We start from the raw sequence: 15,393 nt of genomic DNA, 5'->3' as shown, positions 1-15,393 counted from the left end.
CGGGCAGCTTAATCGGGCCGCCTCACCGCGCATAGAGCGCTCTCTTGCGGGCGGTCCGCCATCCGCACCCGTGCGGTGAGCGGCAGGTCGCCGACCGACCGGCCGACGTGCACGGTGAACGGCCCCGGCTCCGCCGCCCACGCCTGCCCGGCGACGCTCCAGTGCCGCAGCGAGCGCGCCGCCACCGGAACGTCGACCCGTACCGCCTCCCCGGGGCCGGCGTGCACGGCGGCGTATCCGGCGAGCCAGCGCACGGGCCGCTCCACCTCCGACCCCGGCCGCGACAGATACACCTGCACGACCTCACGGCCGGGCCGCTCGCCGGTGTTGCGCACCAGCGCGCTCACGGTGAACTCCCCCTTCGGGTCCACGACTTCGGGAGCGTCCACACTCTCGTACTCCCATGTCGTGTAGCCGAGCCCGTGCCCGAACCAGTAGGCGGGGGCCCGGCCGGTGCGCAGCCAGCCCCGGTGCCCGACGTGGATGCCCTCGTCGTACGTGAGCCTGCCCTCGACCGGCCGGGTCGTGACGACCGGGGCGTCGGCGAGGCGCGCGGGCCAGGTGGTCGGGAGCCGGCCGCCGGGCTCGGTGTCGCCGAACAGGATGTCGGCGAGCGCGCCGCCCGCCTCCTGCCCCGGCAGCCACGCGAGCAGGACGGCGCCGACCTCGTCGCGCCATGGCAGTTCGACCGGGCCGCCGGAGTTGACCACCACGACGGTACGGGGGTTGGCGGCGGCGACGGCGCGCACGAGCTCGTCCTGGCGGCCGGGCAGGGCGAGGGTGGTGCGGTCGTGCCCCTCCGACTCGCTGCCGTCGGTGGTGCCGACGACGACGATCGCGGTGTCGGCCGCGCGGGCCGCGGCGACGGCGCCGGCGATCGCCTCCGCGTCGGACGGGGCGGGCGGCGCCGCGGTCAGGACCGTGGCGCGCCCGGTGTCGGGGGCGAGTTCGCGCCGCGCCACGACGAGGACGGGCACGCCTGCGGCGAGGGTGTGGTGGGCCGTCGGCCCCGGCGGCGTGACGTGGACGACGGCGGGGTCGTCGGTCCTGCGGGGGTAGGCGCCGTCGATCAGCGTCCGCCCGTCCACGGTGAGGGACATCCGGCCGAAGCCGCCGAGCCCGAACGCCCACCGGCCACCGGTCTCCGGGGTCAGCAGAGCGCTGATCTCCACCGTGTGCGCGGCGCCGCTCACGTCGGGTTCGAGCAGGCGGCCCGAGCCGCGGTGCTCCGCGTACAGCTCGTTCCCGTCGGCGTCGAGCATGCGCAGGAGCACGCCGGGGGCGCCGGAGCGCGGGTCGACGCAGTCGCGCGGGCCGAGCGGGGCGGGCGGGGCGCCGAGGCCCGGCCCCGGGGCGTGGACGACGCGGACCCGCTCACCCGCCCGCTCCCGTATCCCCGCCAGCGGCGTCACGACCCGCTCGGGGAAGACGCCCGCGCTGCCGCCGCCCTGGACGCGGGGGGCCACGGCATGTGTACCGATGACGGCGAGCGTGCTCAACTCCCGCTTCGCTATGGGCAGTACACCCTTGTTGCCGAGCAGGACCGCGCCCGAGGTGACGGCGCGGCGCAGCAGCCGGCGGGCGTCCGTGGCCGTCCGGCGCCGGGGCGCGGGCGCTCCGTCCAGGGCACCGACCCGCTGGGCGAGCAGGATGAGGCGGCGCACCTTGTCGTCGATGACGGCGTGCGGGACGTGGCCCGCGGCCAGGGCGTCGGCGAGCGTCTCGTCCCAGGGGCCGCCGGGGCCGGGCATGGCGAGGTCGAGCGCGGCGTTCGCGGTGTCCACCGCGGTGCGCAGGGCGCCCCAGTCGGAGAGCACGACGCCGTCGAAGCCCCACTCGTCCTTCAGCGGATGCGCGAGCAGTGAACTGGCCGTCATGGTCGTGCCGTTGACGCGGTTGTATCCGGCCATCACCGCCCAGACCCCGGCGTCGACGGCGGCCTCGAACGGGGCGAGACAGACCTCGCGCAGGGTCCGCTCGTCGACGCGCACGTCCACCGTGAGGCGGCCCGTCTCGGAGTCGTTGGCGACGAGATGCTTCGCCGTGGCCGCGACGCCTTCGGCCTGGAGGCCGCGGATCAGCGCGGCGCCGATCCGGCCCACGAGCCAGGGGTCCTCCGAGAAGCACTCGAAGTGGCGCCCGGCCAGGGGCGAGCGGTGCAGATTGAGGTTGGGGGCGAGCACGACGTGCACACCCTTCTCACGCGCCTCCCCGGCGAGCAACCCGCCGACCCGCTGGACGAGTTGCTCGTCCCAGGTCGCCGCGAGCGCGGACGCGGAGGGCAGCAGGAGCGAGGTGAGGCGCTCGTCCCACGCCTCGCCGCGCACCCCCGCGGGCCCGTCCGAGGTGACGACCTCGGCCAGGCCCACGGCGGGTTCGGCGCGGGTGCGCCAGGTGGTTCCGCCCGTGAGCAGCCGTACCTTCTGCCGCGGACTCAGCTTGTCGGTCAGCCGGTCCGGCTCCTCGTCGGTCATGGTCCCCACCCCTCGTTCCCGCCCCCGGAGCGCCCCTGTCATAGAGCGCTCTCTCACGTGCCGTTCCATCCGATCCCGGTCAGCTGTAGATACCGAACTCGTAGAGCGAGTAGCCGTATCCGGTGCCGCGGGCGGTGCCGTTGACGCGGACGTAGCGGCCCGTGCCGTTCACGTCGAAGTCGTCGACGCCGCCGTTGCCGTCGGTGACCTGGCGGACGGTGGTCCAGTTCTGGCCGTCGTCCGAGGTCTGGATCGTGTACGCCTTCGCGTACGAGGTCTCCCAGTTCAGCTGCACGTGCTTGAACGAGCGGCGCGAACCGAGGTCGACCTGGAGCCACTGCGGGTCGCTCCAGTCGCTGGCCCAGCGGGTGTCGTTCTTGCCGTCGACGGCCTGCGACGCGGTGCACGGGCAGTCGCCGTAGTCGCTGGTCTGCTGCGAGGAGGCGGTCGCGGGCCGGTTCAGGGCGATGTTGGTGCCGTTGACGGGCGGCGGGACGACGCGCACGGAGCGGGTCTCGACGCCTACGTTGCCGTGGCCGTCGGTGGCCTTGACGTAGATCTTCCACACGCCGGGCTTGTCGGGCGCCGTCACCTTGAGCCGTCCGGAGCCGAGGTTCGTGACCTGCATCGGCGTGAGCTGCTTGCTCTGGTCGATGTAGTTGCTGTTGCTGAGGACCTGGTAGGAGAGCTGGTCGCCGTTGGGGTCGGTGGCCTTGGTGGCGATGACGAGGTCGCGCCCGGCGGGCACGTTCGTGGCGCCGCCCTCGATGTCCATCTGCGAGATCACCGGCGGGGTGTTGTCCCGTGACGTGTCGGCCCCGTAGGCCCGCTTCACGGCGTAGTACGACAGCCGCTTCTCGCCCGCGGGCAGCAGGTTGAACCAGATGCCGCCGAAGTCGTACTCCGTGCCGTAGTGGAACATCGTGGCGCCGAGCGCGACACCCTTGTGGCCGGTGACGCAGCCCCACGCCTTGCTGTAGCCCTCGGCCTTCGCCTGGTCGGTGGGCTCCTGCGGCACGCCGTTCGCGTCGTCCGGGACCTCCCACTCCCCCGCGGGACCGGTCTCGGTGATGATGTAGGGCTTGGTGTAACCGCCCTGCTGCCAGGCCGTCTTGACATCGCACACGGCGTTGTAGGAGTTCACGGCGTACAGGTCGAGGTCGGGGGCGTTGCGCTTGTAGTAGGGCCAGGCGCCGACCCAGGCATCGGTCGAGGTGACCGGGTGGTTCGGGTCGACCGCGTGGATCTTCTTGGTGATGTCGTTGACGAAAGTCGTGTAGGCGTTGCGCTGCTTCTCCAGCTCGTCGCCGCTGTAGCAGTTCTGCAGGCCGAGGACGGACTCGTTGCCGACGTTCCACATCAGGACGCCGGGGTTGTCCTTGTAGGTCTCGGCCCACTTCGGGAACTCGGCGAGCATCTGGTTCTTGTACGCGGTGTCCGTCAGGTAGTTCACACAGCCGCCGCTGCCGGGGCCGCCGCCGGGCTGGAGCCAGAACCCGGCGATGACCTTGACGCCGTGCGCGGCGGCGGAGTCGAAGAGCGGCTTGCTGGAGGCGTCGGTGCCCCAGGTGCGGATGGTGTTGACGCCCATGGACTTCAGGTCGGGCAGGTACCTGTCGGCGTCGGAGACGGAGGGCCCCCAGGTCAGACCCTTGATCTGATACGGCGAACCGTTCACCTGGAGCTGCCAGTTGCCCTGCGAGCCGGTCACCTTGACGACGTCGGCGGCGGCGTGCGCGGCCTGCGCGGGCAGAACAAGAAAACCGGCCGCGAGCACGCCGGCCACGAGCGGGGGCGCGAGGCGTTGCGTTCTCCGGCTGACGGTACGGGTGGTGCGCATACGGGTGCCTCCGGCGGGGTCGGGGGGAGTTTGTGCGGGACATTGGAGGGGGCTGGGGGTGCAGCGGGGCTGAGATGCAGCGGGGCTGAGTACGAACGGGCTGAGGTGCAGCGGGGCTGAAGGGGAAGCGGGGCGACGGTCGGTCAGGTGACCGCCGCCCCGGGCGGCCCGGGGACAGCCGCCGCCCCGGACGACCGGGGCAGCCGCCGCCCCAGGCGAGCGGGGCAGCCGCCGTGCGGATACCAGGCAACCGCCCCCGGTGAGCGGGGCAGCCACCGCCCGGATCACCAGGCGACCGCCTCCCCGAGTGACCGGGGCGGCCACCGCCCCAGGCGGCCAGGGCACTTGCCGTCCCTTGTGACCGGGGCAGCCAGCGCACCGGTACCGGTTAACCAGGACGACCGCCGCCCCCGTCGGGGCGGTCACCGCCCCGGGCCATGTCGGGCCGTCAGGGCCGACGGGCCGGGGCGGTGACCGCCCCGGATCACCAGGGCAACCGCTGCCCCGGAGGGTCAGGGCAACCGCCTCACCGGATCGCCGGGCGACCGGGGCAGGGCGACCGCCACCCCGGACCATCAGGTCCATCACCGCCCAGGCCGGGGCAGCCGCCGTCTCAGACGGTGTCGGCCGTCAAGGCCGGCACCTCACGGCAGTTCGTAGCGGTCGTTCAGGACCGCGCCCTTGCTCGGCTGGTTCTGGTCGTAGCCGCGCGTATCGCACTGGAGGCCGCCGACCACGCAGTGGTCCACCATCGCCTTCAGCGTCCGGTCGTCCCAGGCGTTGAAGAAGTCGTAGTGGAACGAGTAGCCGCGGCCGCTGGAGAGCCGGACCTTCGACATGTCACCGTTGATCGGGAACGCCATCTTGAACTCGATCATCGGTAGCGCGACGGGGTGCGAGGCCGGGCAGACGTTGTCGTTCGTGCCCTGCTTCACCACCGGGTAGGACATGTGGCTCTTGTGGTCGGGGGTGTCGTAGTACTTGCCGTCCCAGCAACTGGGCGCCTGCATACGGATGTTGACCTGGGTGTCCTGGGAGGTCGGGCAGCTGGCCGGGAAGTCGACGTTGAAGTAGCTGTTGCCGCACTCCCAGCCCTCCACGAAGCCGGGGTGGCTGCGGAACTCCTGCGCGCTCTGCATCGGGTTGCCGACGACGAACCGCAGCCCCTTGGGGAAGGGCCGCACACTGGTGTAGTCGGTGACGCCGGCCTTGTAGTAGATGGTCTGCTCGCCGACGGGGAGGACCGGCTTGTCGCCGTTGAGCATGGTCGGCATCCAGTACCCGGACTTGTCGCCGGGGGCGAGGCACCTGGTCGAACCGCTGTCGAGCGAAGAGGTCGTGCTGTTCGCGTTGGTCGTGGTGTTGCCCATGAACGTGTGGTCGTGGGACTTGCCGGGCTGGCCCGGGTAGACGATCGGGTCGTCCGGCTTGGTGTGGGTGACGTAGCAGTGCGCCTGGAACTCGTGGAAGTAGGCGTGCGGCGGCACCTTCGTGGACGGTTCGACGCCGGTGACCGGCGGGTTCGCCGGGATGTAGCCGTCGCCGTCCGCGTCCTCCGCGGCGGCCTTGGTGGACGCGGCCATCGTGTGGCCCTGGTGCTGCGCGGTGGTGCTCGTCGCCGTCTGCCGCGCGGGTGCCTCGGCGGCGCCCGCGGTGAGGGCGACGCCGCCGAGGCCCATCGTGGTCAGCACGAGTGCGCCGGATATGAGCAGCCCTGAGACGAGTGTGGATCTCCGTGCCATGGAGACCTCCTGCCATGTCGGTACGGAGGGTGGGGGGCGTGCCGGGAGAGAGTGAGAGAGCGCTCTCTCGCCGGGGAGTGTTCTCGCTCTGACGCGGCACTGTCAAGAGTGGGTGAACGGCTTGTTGCGAGACGATGTCGCGACCCGCCCCCGGTCCGTCGAGCACGTATGAGTGTGAACTAGCCTATTCCGGCCGCCAGTTCCGCACAGCCGAGAGAGCGCTCCCAGCACACAATCCGGGCTAGGCTCCATCCCGTGCAGCAGACCACCCGCATCCTCTTCGTGACGCCCGCGCTCAGCGTGGCGCAGCGCCAGGCGGCCTTCGACGACGACGGTCCGCTCGACCCGGCGGGCGCCGCACAGGCGCGCGCGGCGGCGGGAGCGCTGCCCGCCGGCGTCCGGGTGGTGGTGTCGCCGAGTGCGCGCTGCGCGGGGACGGCGGAGGCACTGGGGCTCACGGGCACCACAACGGCGCCCGACCTAGCGGGAGTTGACGCGGGCAGCTGGCGTGGCAGGACCCTGGACGAGGTGGGTGCGGCGGAGCCCGAGGCGCTGGGGCGCTGGCTCACCGAGCCGGACGTCGCGGCGCCCGGGGGCGAGTCGGTGGCTCAGGCGTGCGCGCGGGTCGGGCGGTGGCTGGGCGGGGTGGAGCCGGGCGCGGGGCGCCTCGTCGCCGTCGTCGAACCCGATGTCGTACGGGCCGTGGTGGTGCACGCGATCGGGGCGCCGGTCGCGGCCTTCTGGCGGCTCGACGTGCCGCCGCTGACGGTCACGGAGTGCACGGGGCGCCTGGGCCGGTGGAACGTGGGGCTCGGCCGTCCGCTGACGGCTGCCTGAGCCCGCGCGGACGGCGGAGCGGCCCGTCCCGCGTCGCCGACCGCGCTCCCGCTGTGGTCGGCGACGCGTTCAGGGGGACGGTCACCGGCCGGCCGGCACCGTCCCGCCCGGGGTCGATGCCGGTGACGTGGCAGGTGCGGGCCGGAGCAGCCGGTCGGCCAACTCGCCGAAGAGCAGGCCGAATCCACCCCAGAGCACGACCTGCATGGCGACGGCGGAGAGCCGGAAGCGCCAGAGCAGGTCGGCCGGGAAGTGGTCCGGCACATCGTTGACGACGGGCAGCAGCGCGAACGCGACGCCCGTGACCACGACGTAGGCGAGCACCGCGAGGACGGTGGCGTACCACGTGCCGGTCCTGGGGGCGAGGCGCTTGCCCAGGATCGTCGCGCCGACGGCGAGGAGCACGCTCAGCACGATCATCAGGAAGTACAGGATGGTCCGCTTGCCGATGGTGTCGGGGTTGCCGACGGCTGGTGGGTTCGCCGGGTACTTCAGGAACGGGACGACGTAGACGGCGAGCAGGGCGCAGCCGGAGAGCAGGAGCGCGGTCGGGCGCGGGCCGATGCGGCCCACCCGGCCGAGCGCGAAGCAGTAGGCGAGCGCCGCGATGCCGCCGAAGGCGACCCCGTAGACGAGGACGCCGGTGGCGAGTCCGGCCGTGGACTGCAGGGAGCGCGAGACCAGTTCGGCCTCTTCGGCGCCGTGGGTGTGGCCCGCGTGGGAGGACTCCTCGAGGGCGATGGCGCGGTCGACGCCGGGTTCGCCGAGGAAGTGGGCGACGATCAGGGCGAGCACGCCGGCCGCGAGGCCGGCGAGCATGCCGCGAACGAGCAGATTGCGTACGGTGCTTGAGTTCATGAGCGCTGCGGTGTCCCTCGGGTCAGTGGCAGGGGAAACCGAGCAGGTGACGGGCGTCGTGCACCCATTCATGGACTCCGGCGCCGCTGAACACGGACGTGGCGCCCTGTTCCGCGCCGACGAAGTACAGCAGGATCAGCATCAGGACGCCGAAGAAGGCGGCCCAGGGGGCGATGGCCTTCAACGGCAGTGTGGCCGGGGTGACGACGGGGGTGTCAGCGGTCGGCTGGGCGACGTGCTGTGCCATGGCAGAGCCTCCTCGGGGATTCGTTCGCGTCCCCATTTGGTGATGCACAGGACGACAGCCACGGGTCTGACTCACGATCGGGCCCTTGCGGGACCGTTCGCACACAGTGGCGCGACCGTGCCGGAGTTCCGCCGGCTTCCGTCGTGCTGTCGTCGATACGCACTGAAGGTACCGCCTGTCGCGTTCATGGCCAAGGCGCCCCGGATGATGTGATCTTGGCCGCGGGGCGCCGGTCGACGGGCTCCGGATTACGCGGAAGCGTCGCCGAGCCCCAGTTCACGCTCGCCCAGCGGCGCGAAGTGCCGCTCCACATCGGCGTCGGTGACCTCGGCGAGGGTGCGCGGGGACCAGCGGGGCCTGCGGTCCTTGTCGATGACCTGGGCGCGGACGCCCTCGACGAAGTCGGGGTGGTGCAGGGCGACGCAGGAGACGCGGTACTCCTGGTCGAGCACGCGCTCCAGGGAGCCGAGCGCGCGGGCTTTGCGCAGGGCCGCGAGCGTGACCTTCACGGAGGTCGGCGACTTGCCGAGCAGCGTCTGCGCCGTCTCCTTGGCGGCCGGGTCGCCGTGGTCGAGGAGGCGGGCGACGATCTCCTCGGCGGTGTCGGCCGCGAAGCAGGCGTCGATCCAAGGCCGTTGGGCCGCGAGGACGCCCTCGGGCGCGGGGCGCGTGTGGCGGGCGACGGCCTCGTGCGCGGGCAGTGTCGCCAGGTCGGCCATCAGCGCGGGCAGGGCGTCCGACGGGACGTGGTGGTCGGCGAGTCCGCACAGCAGGGCGTCACCGGCGCCGATGTGCTCTCCCGTGAGGGCGAGGCGGGTGCCGAGTTCGCCGGGGGCGTGGGCGAGGAGGTGGGTGCCGCCGACGTCGGGGACGAAGCCGATGCCGGTCTCCGGCATGGCGACCTTGGAGCGTTCGGTGACGATCCGGATGTCGCCGTGCGCGGAGACGCCGACGCCGCCGCCCATCACGATGCCGTCCATGAGGGCCACGTAGGGCTTGGGGTAGCGGGCGATACGGATGTTGAGGTGGTACTCGTCGCGCCAGAACGCGGTGGAGGCGGTGCCGTCGCCGTAGCGGGCGTCGTCGTGCACGGCGCGGATGTCGCCGCCCGCGCACAGGCCGCGCTCCCCCGCGCCGCTGATGACGACGGTCTCCACGGTGTCGTCGTGTTCCCACGCGGTCAGCGCCCGGTCGAGGAGGCCCACCATCTCGTGGTTGATCGCGTTCAGGGCGCGCGGCCGGTTGAGGATCAGGTGGGCGGCGCGCCCTTCCTCGCGTACGAGGACGGGGGCTTCGTCGGCGACGGGCATGATCGCGTCGTTCCTTTCGGCGGCACGGGCCCGCGGGGCCCGGACGATCTTCGGTGACCGGTGCCATCCTCTCCGATCGCCCCGCGGGCCGTGCGGCCGCCCGTCAGGCGGTGGCCAGCGACACCTCCGTCGCCTTCATGAGCGCGACGACGGCGGAGCCCGCGCCGAGTCCGAGTTCGGTGACGGCCTCCCTGGTGACGGCGGCGGTCAGCTCGCCGCCCTCGACGGAGATCCGGACGCCGGCCATCGCGCCGCCGGTGGTGACGTCGGTGACGGTGCCGGGCAGCTGGTTGCGGATGGACAGGCCCCGCACGGGCGCGGTGGCGAGGGCGACCTCGGTGGACTTGACCAGGGCGCGGACCGCGGACCCTTCGGCGAGGCCGAGGTCCTTGACGGACTCGCGGGTGACGGCGGCGGTGAGGTCCTGGCCGCTGTCGAGGCGGACCTTGACGGTCGCCATCACCTCGCCCGGGGTGATGGCGGTGACGGTGCCGGGCAGCTGGTTGCGGAGGGACAGGGTCATGGCAGCGTGCCTCACACAGAGGTGGTTTTCGCCCGTTACGGGGCCTGGTGCGGCTCACCGTAGTCGCGTCGGGCGCCAGATCGCCGGACCGGGCGCGTCAGGCGGGGTAGGCGTGGGTCTGCGTCGCCTTGACCGTGGCCCAGACCTCGGCGCCGGGGTGCAGGTTCAGCTCGGCGGCGGCCACCGTGGTGACGTCGACGGCGAGCGGGAGTTCGCCGGTGAGGGCGGCGCGGATCTGGTCGCCGTGCGTCTCCATGCCGGTGACCTCGCAGCGCCACAGGTTGCGGGCGCTGGAGCCGGTGGGGCGTTCGCCGTGCAGGGTCACCGCGCTGGGCGGGAAGGCGACGAAGACGGGTCCGGTGAGGTGCTCGGTGGTGGTGATCGCGGGGCCGTCGTCGTCGACGTGGACGGTGTGCCCTTCGGCGCGCCCCCGGTACAGGTTGAGCCCGACGAGCTGGGCGATGTAGTCGGTGCGCGGCCGCCGCGCGATGTCGCCGGGCGCGCCCTCCTGCACGATGTGCCCGTTCTCGACGACGACGAGCCGGTCGGCGAGGACCATGGCGTCCAGCGGGTCGTGCGTGACCAGGACGGCGACGGCCTCGAACTCGGCCAGATGGCGCCTCAGTTGGGCCCGTACGTCGAGCCGGGTACGGGCGTCGAGCGCGGCGAGCGGTTCGTCGAGGAGGAGCAGGCGCGGACGGGTGGCCAGGGCGCGGGCGAGAGCGACGCGCTGTGCCTGGCCGCCGGAGAGGCGGCGCGGCTTGGCCCCGGCGTGGGCGGCGAGGCCCATCCGGTCGAGCCAGGCGGCGGCCTCGGCGCGGGCCTCGGCCTTGGTCCTGCCCTGGCAGCGCGGCCCGAAGGCGACGTTGTCCAGGGCGCTCAGGTGCGGGAAGAGCAGGTAGTCCTGGAAGACGACGCCGACGGGCCGGGACTCGGGCGGCGTGCCGTCCAGTGCGGCGCCGTCGAGGCGCAGATGCCCGGCGTCGAGCGGGACGAGCCCGGCGAGGGCGCGCAGGGCGGTGGTCTTGCCCGCCCCGTTCGGTCCGAGCAGGGCGACGACGTCGCCGGGGGCGGCGGCGAGGGCGACGTCGAGGCGGAAGGTGCCGCGGTCGACGACGAGACGGGCGTCGAGCCCGGCGGCGTCGTCCGTGCCCGGCGTGCGGGGCGGGGTCGTCATGAGGCGGTCATCCATCGGTCGCGCAGGCCCGCCAGGACCGTGATGGACACGGCGAGGAGGACCAGGCTGAGGGCGATCGCCGCCGCCGGGTCGCTCTGCATGGCGAGGTAGACGGCGAGCGGCATGGTCTGGGTGCGGCCGGGAAAGTTGCCGGCGAAGGTGATGGTCGCGCCGAACTCGCCGAGGGCGCGGGCCCAGGCGAGGACCGATCCGGCGGCGATGCCGGGGGCGATGAGCGGCAGCGTCACGCGGCGGAACGCGGTGAAGCGGGAGGCGCCGAGCGTCATGGCGGCCTCCTCGTAGCGCGGATCGGCGGCGCGCAGCGTGCCCTCGACACTGATGACGAGGAACGGCATGGCGACGAACGCCTCCGCGATGACCACACCGGTGGTGGTGAAGGGCAGGGTGAGGCCGAACCACTGGTCCAGGTACTGGCCGACGATGCCGTTGCGGCCGAGCGCGGTCAGCAGGGCGACACCGCCGACGACCGGGGGCAGCACGAGGGGCAGGGTGACCAGGGCCCGTACGAGACCGCGGCCGCGGAACTCGGTGCGGGCGAGCAGCCAGGCGAGCGGCACGCCGAGCACCAGGCTCACCAGCGTCGCCAAGGTGGCGCAGAGAAGGGAGAGTTGCAGCGCCTGCCACACCTCGGTGCTGGTCAGCTGGGACGGCAGGTCCCGCCACGGGGCGCGGACCAGCAGGGCGAGCAGCGGCACCACGAGGAACGCGAGGCCCACGAGGGCGGGCAGCAGCAGGGGCAGCGGCGCCGCACGGCCGCGGGTGCGGCGGCGCCGCGGCCCGCCCCGGAGGGTGTCGGCCGCGGCGGCGCGCTTGTCGAGCTGGGTCACGGCTTGCGGAAACCGGCGGCCGTCAGCACCTTCTGGCCGTCGTCGGAGCGCACGAGCGCGATGAACGCCTTGGCCGCGGCCGCGTTGGGCGCGTCCTTGAGCTGGGCGATCGGGTAGTCGTTGATGGCGTCGGCCGATTCGGGGAAGTCCACGCCCTCCACCTTGTCACCCGCGGCCTTCACATCGGTCTTGTAGACGACGGCGGCGTCGGCCTCCTTCAGCTCGACCTTGGTCAGGGCGCTCTTGACGTCCTGCTCGTAGGAGACCGGGGTGAGCTTCAGCTTGCTGGCGTCCAGGGCCTTCTGCGCGGCGGCGCCGCACGGCACGGTCTTGTCGCAGAGCACGACCTTGAGGCCGGACTTGGTGAGGTCCTTGAGGGAGGCCACCTTGTCCGGGTTGCCCGGGAGGGTGGCGATCTCCAGCTGGTTGCGGACGAAGGTGACCGGGGCGCCGGCGGCGTCGCCCGCGTCGGTGACGGTCTTCATCGTCTTGGGGCTCGCGGCGGCGAACACGTCGGCGGGGGCGCCGCCCGTGATGCCCGCGGCGAGGCTGTCGCTGCCGCCGAAGTTGAAGGTGACCTTGGTGCCGGGGTGCGCCTTCTCGAACTGCTCACCGAGCGTGGTGAAGCTCTCCTTGAGCGAGGCGGCCGCGAACACGGTGACCGTGCCGGACAGCTTCTGGTCCGCCGACGCGGAGGAGGAATCGCTGCCTGAGCCGGAGTCGGAGTCGGAGCCGCAGGCGCTCAGGGTCAGCAGCGCGGCGGTGCCGAGGCCGGCCACGGACAGCATCCGACGGGTCCGGCGCGCGGAACGGGTTATCACGGGTCCACTCCCTCATTGCCATCTGGTTGCGTGGATCATACTGCCGCACCTGCGAGCGGGAAGTCTTCTGTCACATCGCATGAGCTGGGATCATGCCGCTTGTTCATACGCATGTGCGTTTGCACGACGGCCCCGGCCGGGTACGGTCCGTCGGGAGGTGGTCCCGTGGGGGAACTGACGCTGAACGGCGACCTGGCCCGTCCGGCCCGGCTGAGCGTGGCGGGCCTGCGCGCATGGCCGCAGCATCACGCCGAGGTCGAGTTCGAGTGCGCGACCAGCGGCGTCCAGCACCACCGGTTCTCCGGCCCGCGCCTGTACGACGTACTGTCCGCGGCCGGGCCGGTTCGACCCGGCACGCCGCGCTGAGCATCGACGGCACCCCGCTGGACGGCCCGGGTCCGCAGCTCGTGCTGCCGCAGGATCGGTGCGGGGAGCGGCTCAGGCCCGGTCGATGTGCACGTTCGTCGACTTCACGCGGGCCGTGGCCTCCATGCCGACCTCCAGGCCCAGCTCCTCGACGGCCTCCCGGGTCAGGAGGGACACCAGGCGGTGCGGGCCGGCCTGGATCTCGACCTGCGCGGCGACGTCGCCGAGTTTGACGGCGGTCACGATGCCGGGGAACGCGTTGCGCACGGAGGTGTAGGAGACGTCCTCGTCGCCGCCCGCGCCCTTGGCCAGCTCCACGGAGAACGCGGCCAGGTCCTTGCCCTCGATGAGCCGGCGCCCGGCCTCGTCCCGGTGCGTGGTGACCCGGCCCGCGTCGGCCCAGCGCCGCGCGGTGTCCGGGCTGACCCCGAGCAGCCGCGCTGCCTGGCCGATTGTGTAGGACTGCATGGATCACAAGATAGCGACCGGTTCCGGGCCGGCTTCTCCCGGACAGGCTCTCAGTACCGCTGCGCCTTGGCGATCTTCGCGGTGAGGTGCGGCTGCGGCGGCTTGGAGCTGATGGCGAGCGGCTGGGCGCGCTCCCCGGCCTTGAGGTCCTTCGCCCCGACGACCTTGGACTCGACGACCTTCCCGTCGGAGTCGCTGAAGTCGACCTGGACCGCGAACGAGGCGGTCTTGTCGGTCTTGTTGGTGATGTTGACGACGAGGGCGCGCACGTTGTCGGTCTCGGCGAGCGGTTTGCCGGTCAGCGACACGTCGTCGACGGCGTTGCCGCGCCCGTCGACCGCGTCGAGCTGCTTCGTGTACTCCTGCCGGTCGCGCTCCACGTCGGCGGCGACGGACGCCTCGAAGTCGTGCGCCTTCTCGGAGGCCGACTCGGCCGCGGCGGACGCGGACTTCCTCGCCTCCGCCTTCTTCGACTCGGCGCTGGAGGCCATCGAGGACGGCGGCTCGCCGGAGAACCGCGACGACTCGGGCGCCGACGCCGTGGGGCTCGCGCTCGCCCCGCTGTCGTTGCCGTCGTCACCGCCGCACGCGGTGAGCGTGAGTGCACCGGCGACCGCGCACGCGGCGAGGAGGGAGGCTGCACGCATGGGAGGGGGTTCCTTTCCGACGACGACTGGCGAGGGGTGAGGGGGTCAGAAGCGCAGCACCGCGGCCACGTGTCCGGCGTCCGCAAGAGTCCCGTCCGGGACGAAGTCGACCTGCGCGCCCGTCTCCAGGGCGGACTCCACGATCTCGTCGACGATGTCGTGGACGGCGTCCACGTCGTCGTCGGCCGCCGGCTGGAGGTGCCCGTCCCCGGCCCGCACGGTGGTGCGCCAGTTCTCCTCGACGACGAGCCGGTGGATGCGGCCGTCCGAGGCCTTCTCCCAGACCTCGTCCACCCCGGCGGCGTACGTGTTGCCGCCGCGCGCCCGGTCGAGCGCGGCGAGCGCGTCGGCGATCCCCCGTTCGGCCTCCTCGGCGCGGGCCGGGCCGACGGCCCGCGCGACCGTCTCCGGGGTGGCCTGGGCGAGGCCGCCGACGGGGACCTGGACCGCGTCGCGCGCGGTGTTCCCCGCGTCGGTGAACAGGGCGAGCGCGGCCGGGTCGCCGGTGAGGTAGAGCCGGCGCGGGGCGGCGCGCAGGACGGCGGCCAGGGTGGTGTCGGCGTCGCGGAAGAACTGCCGCGTCTCCTCGCTGTGGAAGGTGCTGGGCAGGTTCCCGACGCGCTCCTTGCGCTCGGAGTCGGGGCGCTCCAGGCTGCGGCTCTGCGGGAAGCCGTGGGCGGTGTGCTCCGTGACGCGTGCGCCGCGGCCGTCCCAGAGGGTGATCCGGTCGGCGGCGACGGCCAGGACCCAGTACGGGCGCTGCGCGGCGTCGGCGGCGACGAGGTTGCGGGTGAGGAAGGTGTCCGCGAGGACGACGCGTTCGGGCACGGTCCGGTCGATCACCCATGCCTGGTGCTCGCCGGGCGCGGCGAAGAGGACGAGGCCGTCACGGGCGTACGCGAGGTCGAGCTCGGCCACCGCCGCCTCCAGCTCGGCGACCACGTCGTCGCGGCGCTCCCCGGTCACGGCGGGGTCGGCGGCGAGCTGGCGCGCGGCCTCGCGGACGAGGTTGTCGAGGCGGACCGGGTCCTGCGCGTTGTCCGGCTGGGTCCGGTGGGTCGGCATCGCGAGCGAGACGGCGGGATAGGGCCGCGGTGCGCGCAGGTCCCGCAGGATCGCCGGGTTCAACGAGGAGTGCATGCCTGAATGCCCTTCTGACGCGACGCCTTCGTGTGCCGCAACCTCTCCATGCTGTGCACAGCGGGACATATCCGCCACCTTTAACGCGACAAAAA

The 15,393-nt window shown here is 72.8% G+C and carries 15 protein-coding genes and 1 riboswitch; of the genes, 2 read left to right on the top strand and 13 right to left on the bottom strand.

All coding sequences use genetic code 11. From position 1 onward, the window contains the following. Positions 1-8: 8 nt before the first annotated feature. From C1N81_RS38655 to C1N81_RS38645, 3 genes are all read right to left on the bottom strand, one after another. Complete coding sequence (locus tag C1N81_RS38655) at positions 9-2,474, bottom strand: glycoside hydrolase family 3 C-terminal domain-containing protein (RefSeq protein ID WP_394436057.1); 2,466 nt, start codon at positions 2,472-2,474, stop codon at positions 9-11. 79 nt (positions 2,475-2,553) lie between these two features. Continuing rightward, positions 2,554-4,314 (bottom strand): discoidin domain-containing protein, encoded by a 1,761-nt coding sequence (locus tag C1N81_RS38650; protein ID WP_394436056.1) that lies wholly within the window; start codon positions 4,312-4,314, stop codon positions 2,554-2,556. 644 nt (positions 4,315-4,958) lie between these two features. After that, positions 4,959-6,056: a DUF1996 domain-containing protein gene (locus C1N81_RS38645; protein WP_394436055.1), complete on the bottom strand. Its 1,098-nt coding sequence runs from the start codon at positions 6,054-6,056 to the stop codon at positions 4,959-4,961. 255 nt (positions 6,057-6,311) lie between these two features. Here C1N81_RS38645 and C1N81_RS38640 point away from each other — a divergent pair, with 255 nt between their 5' ends. Further along, positions 6,312-6,893 carry a histidine phosphatase family protein gene (locus C1N81_RS38640; protein ID WP_394436054.1) on the top strand — a complete coding sequence of 194 codons (582 nt, stop codon included), beginning with the start codon at positions 6,312-6,314 and terminating at the stop codon, positions 6,891-6,893. A gap of 81 nt (positions 6,894-6,974) precedes the next feature. On the opposite strand, the gene C1N81_RS38635 is transcribed toward C1N81_RS38640, so the two are convergent. The 7 genes from C1N81_RS38635 to modA form a co-directional block, all read right to left on the bottom strand. After that, positions 6,975-7,751 (bottom strand): CbtA family protein, encoded by a 777-nt coding sequence (locus tag C1N81_RS38635; RefSeq protein WP_394436053.1) that lies wholly within the window; start codon positions 7,749-7,751, stop codon positions 6,975-6,977. Positions 7,752-7,773: 22 nt separating this feature from the next. Continuing rightward, positions 7,774-7,998, bottom strand: a complete 225-nt coding sequence (locus C1N81_RS38630; protein ID WP_394436052.1) for a CbtB domain-containing protein — start codon at positions 7,996-7,998, stop codon at positions 7,774-7,776. A gap of 64 nt (positions 7,999-8,062) precedes the next feature. Beyond that, positions 8,063-8,138, bottom strand: a riboswitch (cobalamin riboswitch). A gap of 108 nt (positions 8,139-8,246) precedes the next feature. Further along, entirely contained in the window at positions 8,247-9,308 is a 1,062-nt protein-coding gene (locus tag C1N81_RS38625) for an enoyl-CoA hydratase/isomerase family protein (protein WP_394436051.1), read from the bottom strand. A 103-nt stretch (positions 9,309-9,411) separates the two neighbouring features. Next, a complete protein-coding gene (locus tag C1N81_RS38620; protein ID WP_394436049.1) occupies positions 9,412-9,831 on the bottom strand; it encodes a TOBE domain-containing protein in 420 nt (139 codons plus the stop codon). Between the two features lie 97 nt (positions 9,832-9,928). Further along, on the bottom strand, positions 9,929-11,008 hold the full coding sequence (locus C1N81_RS38615) for an ABC transporter ATP-binding protein (protein WP_394436048.1): 1,080 nt from the start codon (positions 11,006-11,008) through the stop codon (positions 9,929-9,931). Then, positions 11,005-11,856: a molybdate ABC transporter permease subunit gene (gene modB, locus C1N81_RS38610; RefSeq protein ID WP_394436047.1), complete on the bottom strand. Its 852-nt coding sequence runs from the start codon at positions 11,854-11,856 to the stop codon at positions 11,005-11,007. The genes C1N81_RS38615 and modB overlap by 4 nt, the downstream gene beginning before the upstream one ends. Next, the gene (gene modA / locus C1N81_RS38605; protein ID WP_394438526.1) at positions 11,853-12,674 is read right to left on the bottom strand and encodes a molybdate ABC transporter substrate-binding protein; all 822 of its coding nucleotides are present in this window, start codon (positions 12,672-12,674) and stop codon (positions 11,853-11,855) included. The genes modB and modA overlap by 4 nt, the downstream gene beginning before the upstream one ends. Positions 12,675-12,842: 168 nt before the next feature. Between modA and C1N81_RS38600 the strand changes: the two genes are divergently transcribed. Further along, the gene (locus C1N81_RS38600) at positions 12,843-13,043 is read left to right on the top strand and encodes a molybdopterin-dependent oxidoreductase (RefSeq protein ID WP_394436046.1); all 201 of its coding nucleotides are present in this window, start codon (positions 12,843-12,845) and stop codon (positions 13,041-13,043) included. A gap of 72 nt (positions 13,044-13,115) precedes the next feature. Here the strand turns inward: C1N81_RS38600 and C1N81_RS38595 are convergent, their stop codons facing one another. Genes C1N81_RS38595 through C1N81_RS38585 form a run of 3 tightly spaced genes read right to left on the bottom strand, consistent with a single transcriptional unit; the run spans position 13,116 to position 15,298 of the window. Next, positions 13,116-13,511 (bottom strand): TOBE domain-containing protein, encoded by a 396-nt coding sequence (locus tag C1N81_RS38595; protein ID WP_394436045.1) that lies wholly within the window; start codon positions 13,509-13,511, stop codon positions 13,116-13,118. Positions 13,512-13,561: 50 nt separating this feature from the next. Then, positions 13,562-14,158: a hypothetical protein gene (locus C1N81_RS38590; protein ID WP_394436044.1), complete on the bottom strand. Its 597-nt coding sequence runs from the start codon at positions 14,156-14,158 to the stop codon at positions 13,562-13,564. A gap of 45 nt (positions 14,159-14,203) precedes the next feature. Next, entirely contained in the window at positions 14,204-15,298 is a 1,095-nt protein-coding gene (locus tag C1N81_RS38585; RefSeq protein ID WP_394436043.1) for a baeRF3 domain-containing protein, read from the bottom strand. Positions 15,299-15,393 lie beyond the last annotated feature (95 nt).

The sequence above is a fragment of the Streptomyces sp. SGAir0957 genome (genome assembly GCF_043523415.1).
The sequence above is the reverse complement of the archived record's forward strand: the minus strand, read 5'-3'. Positions and strand labels throughout refer to the sequence as shown.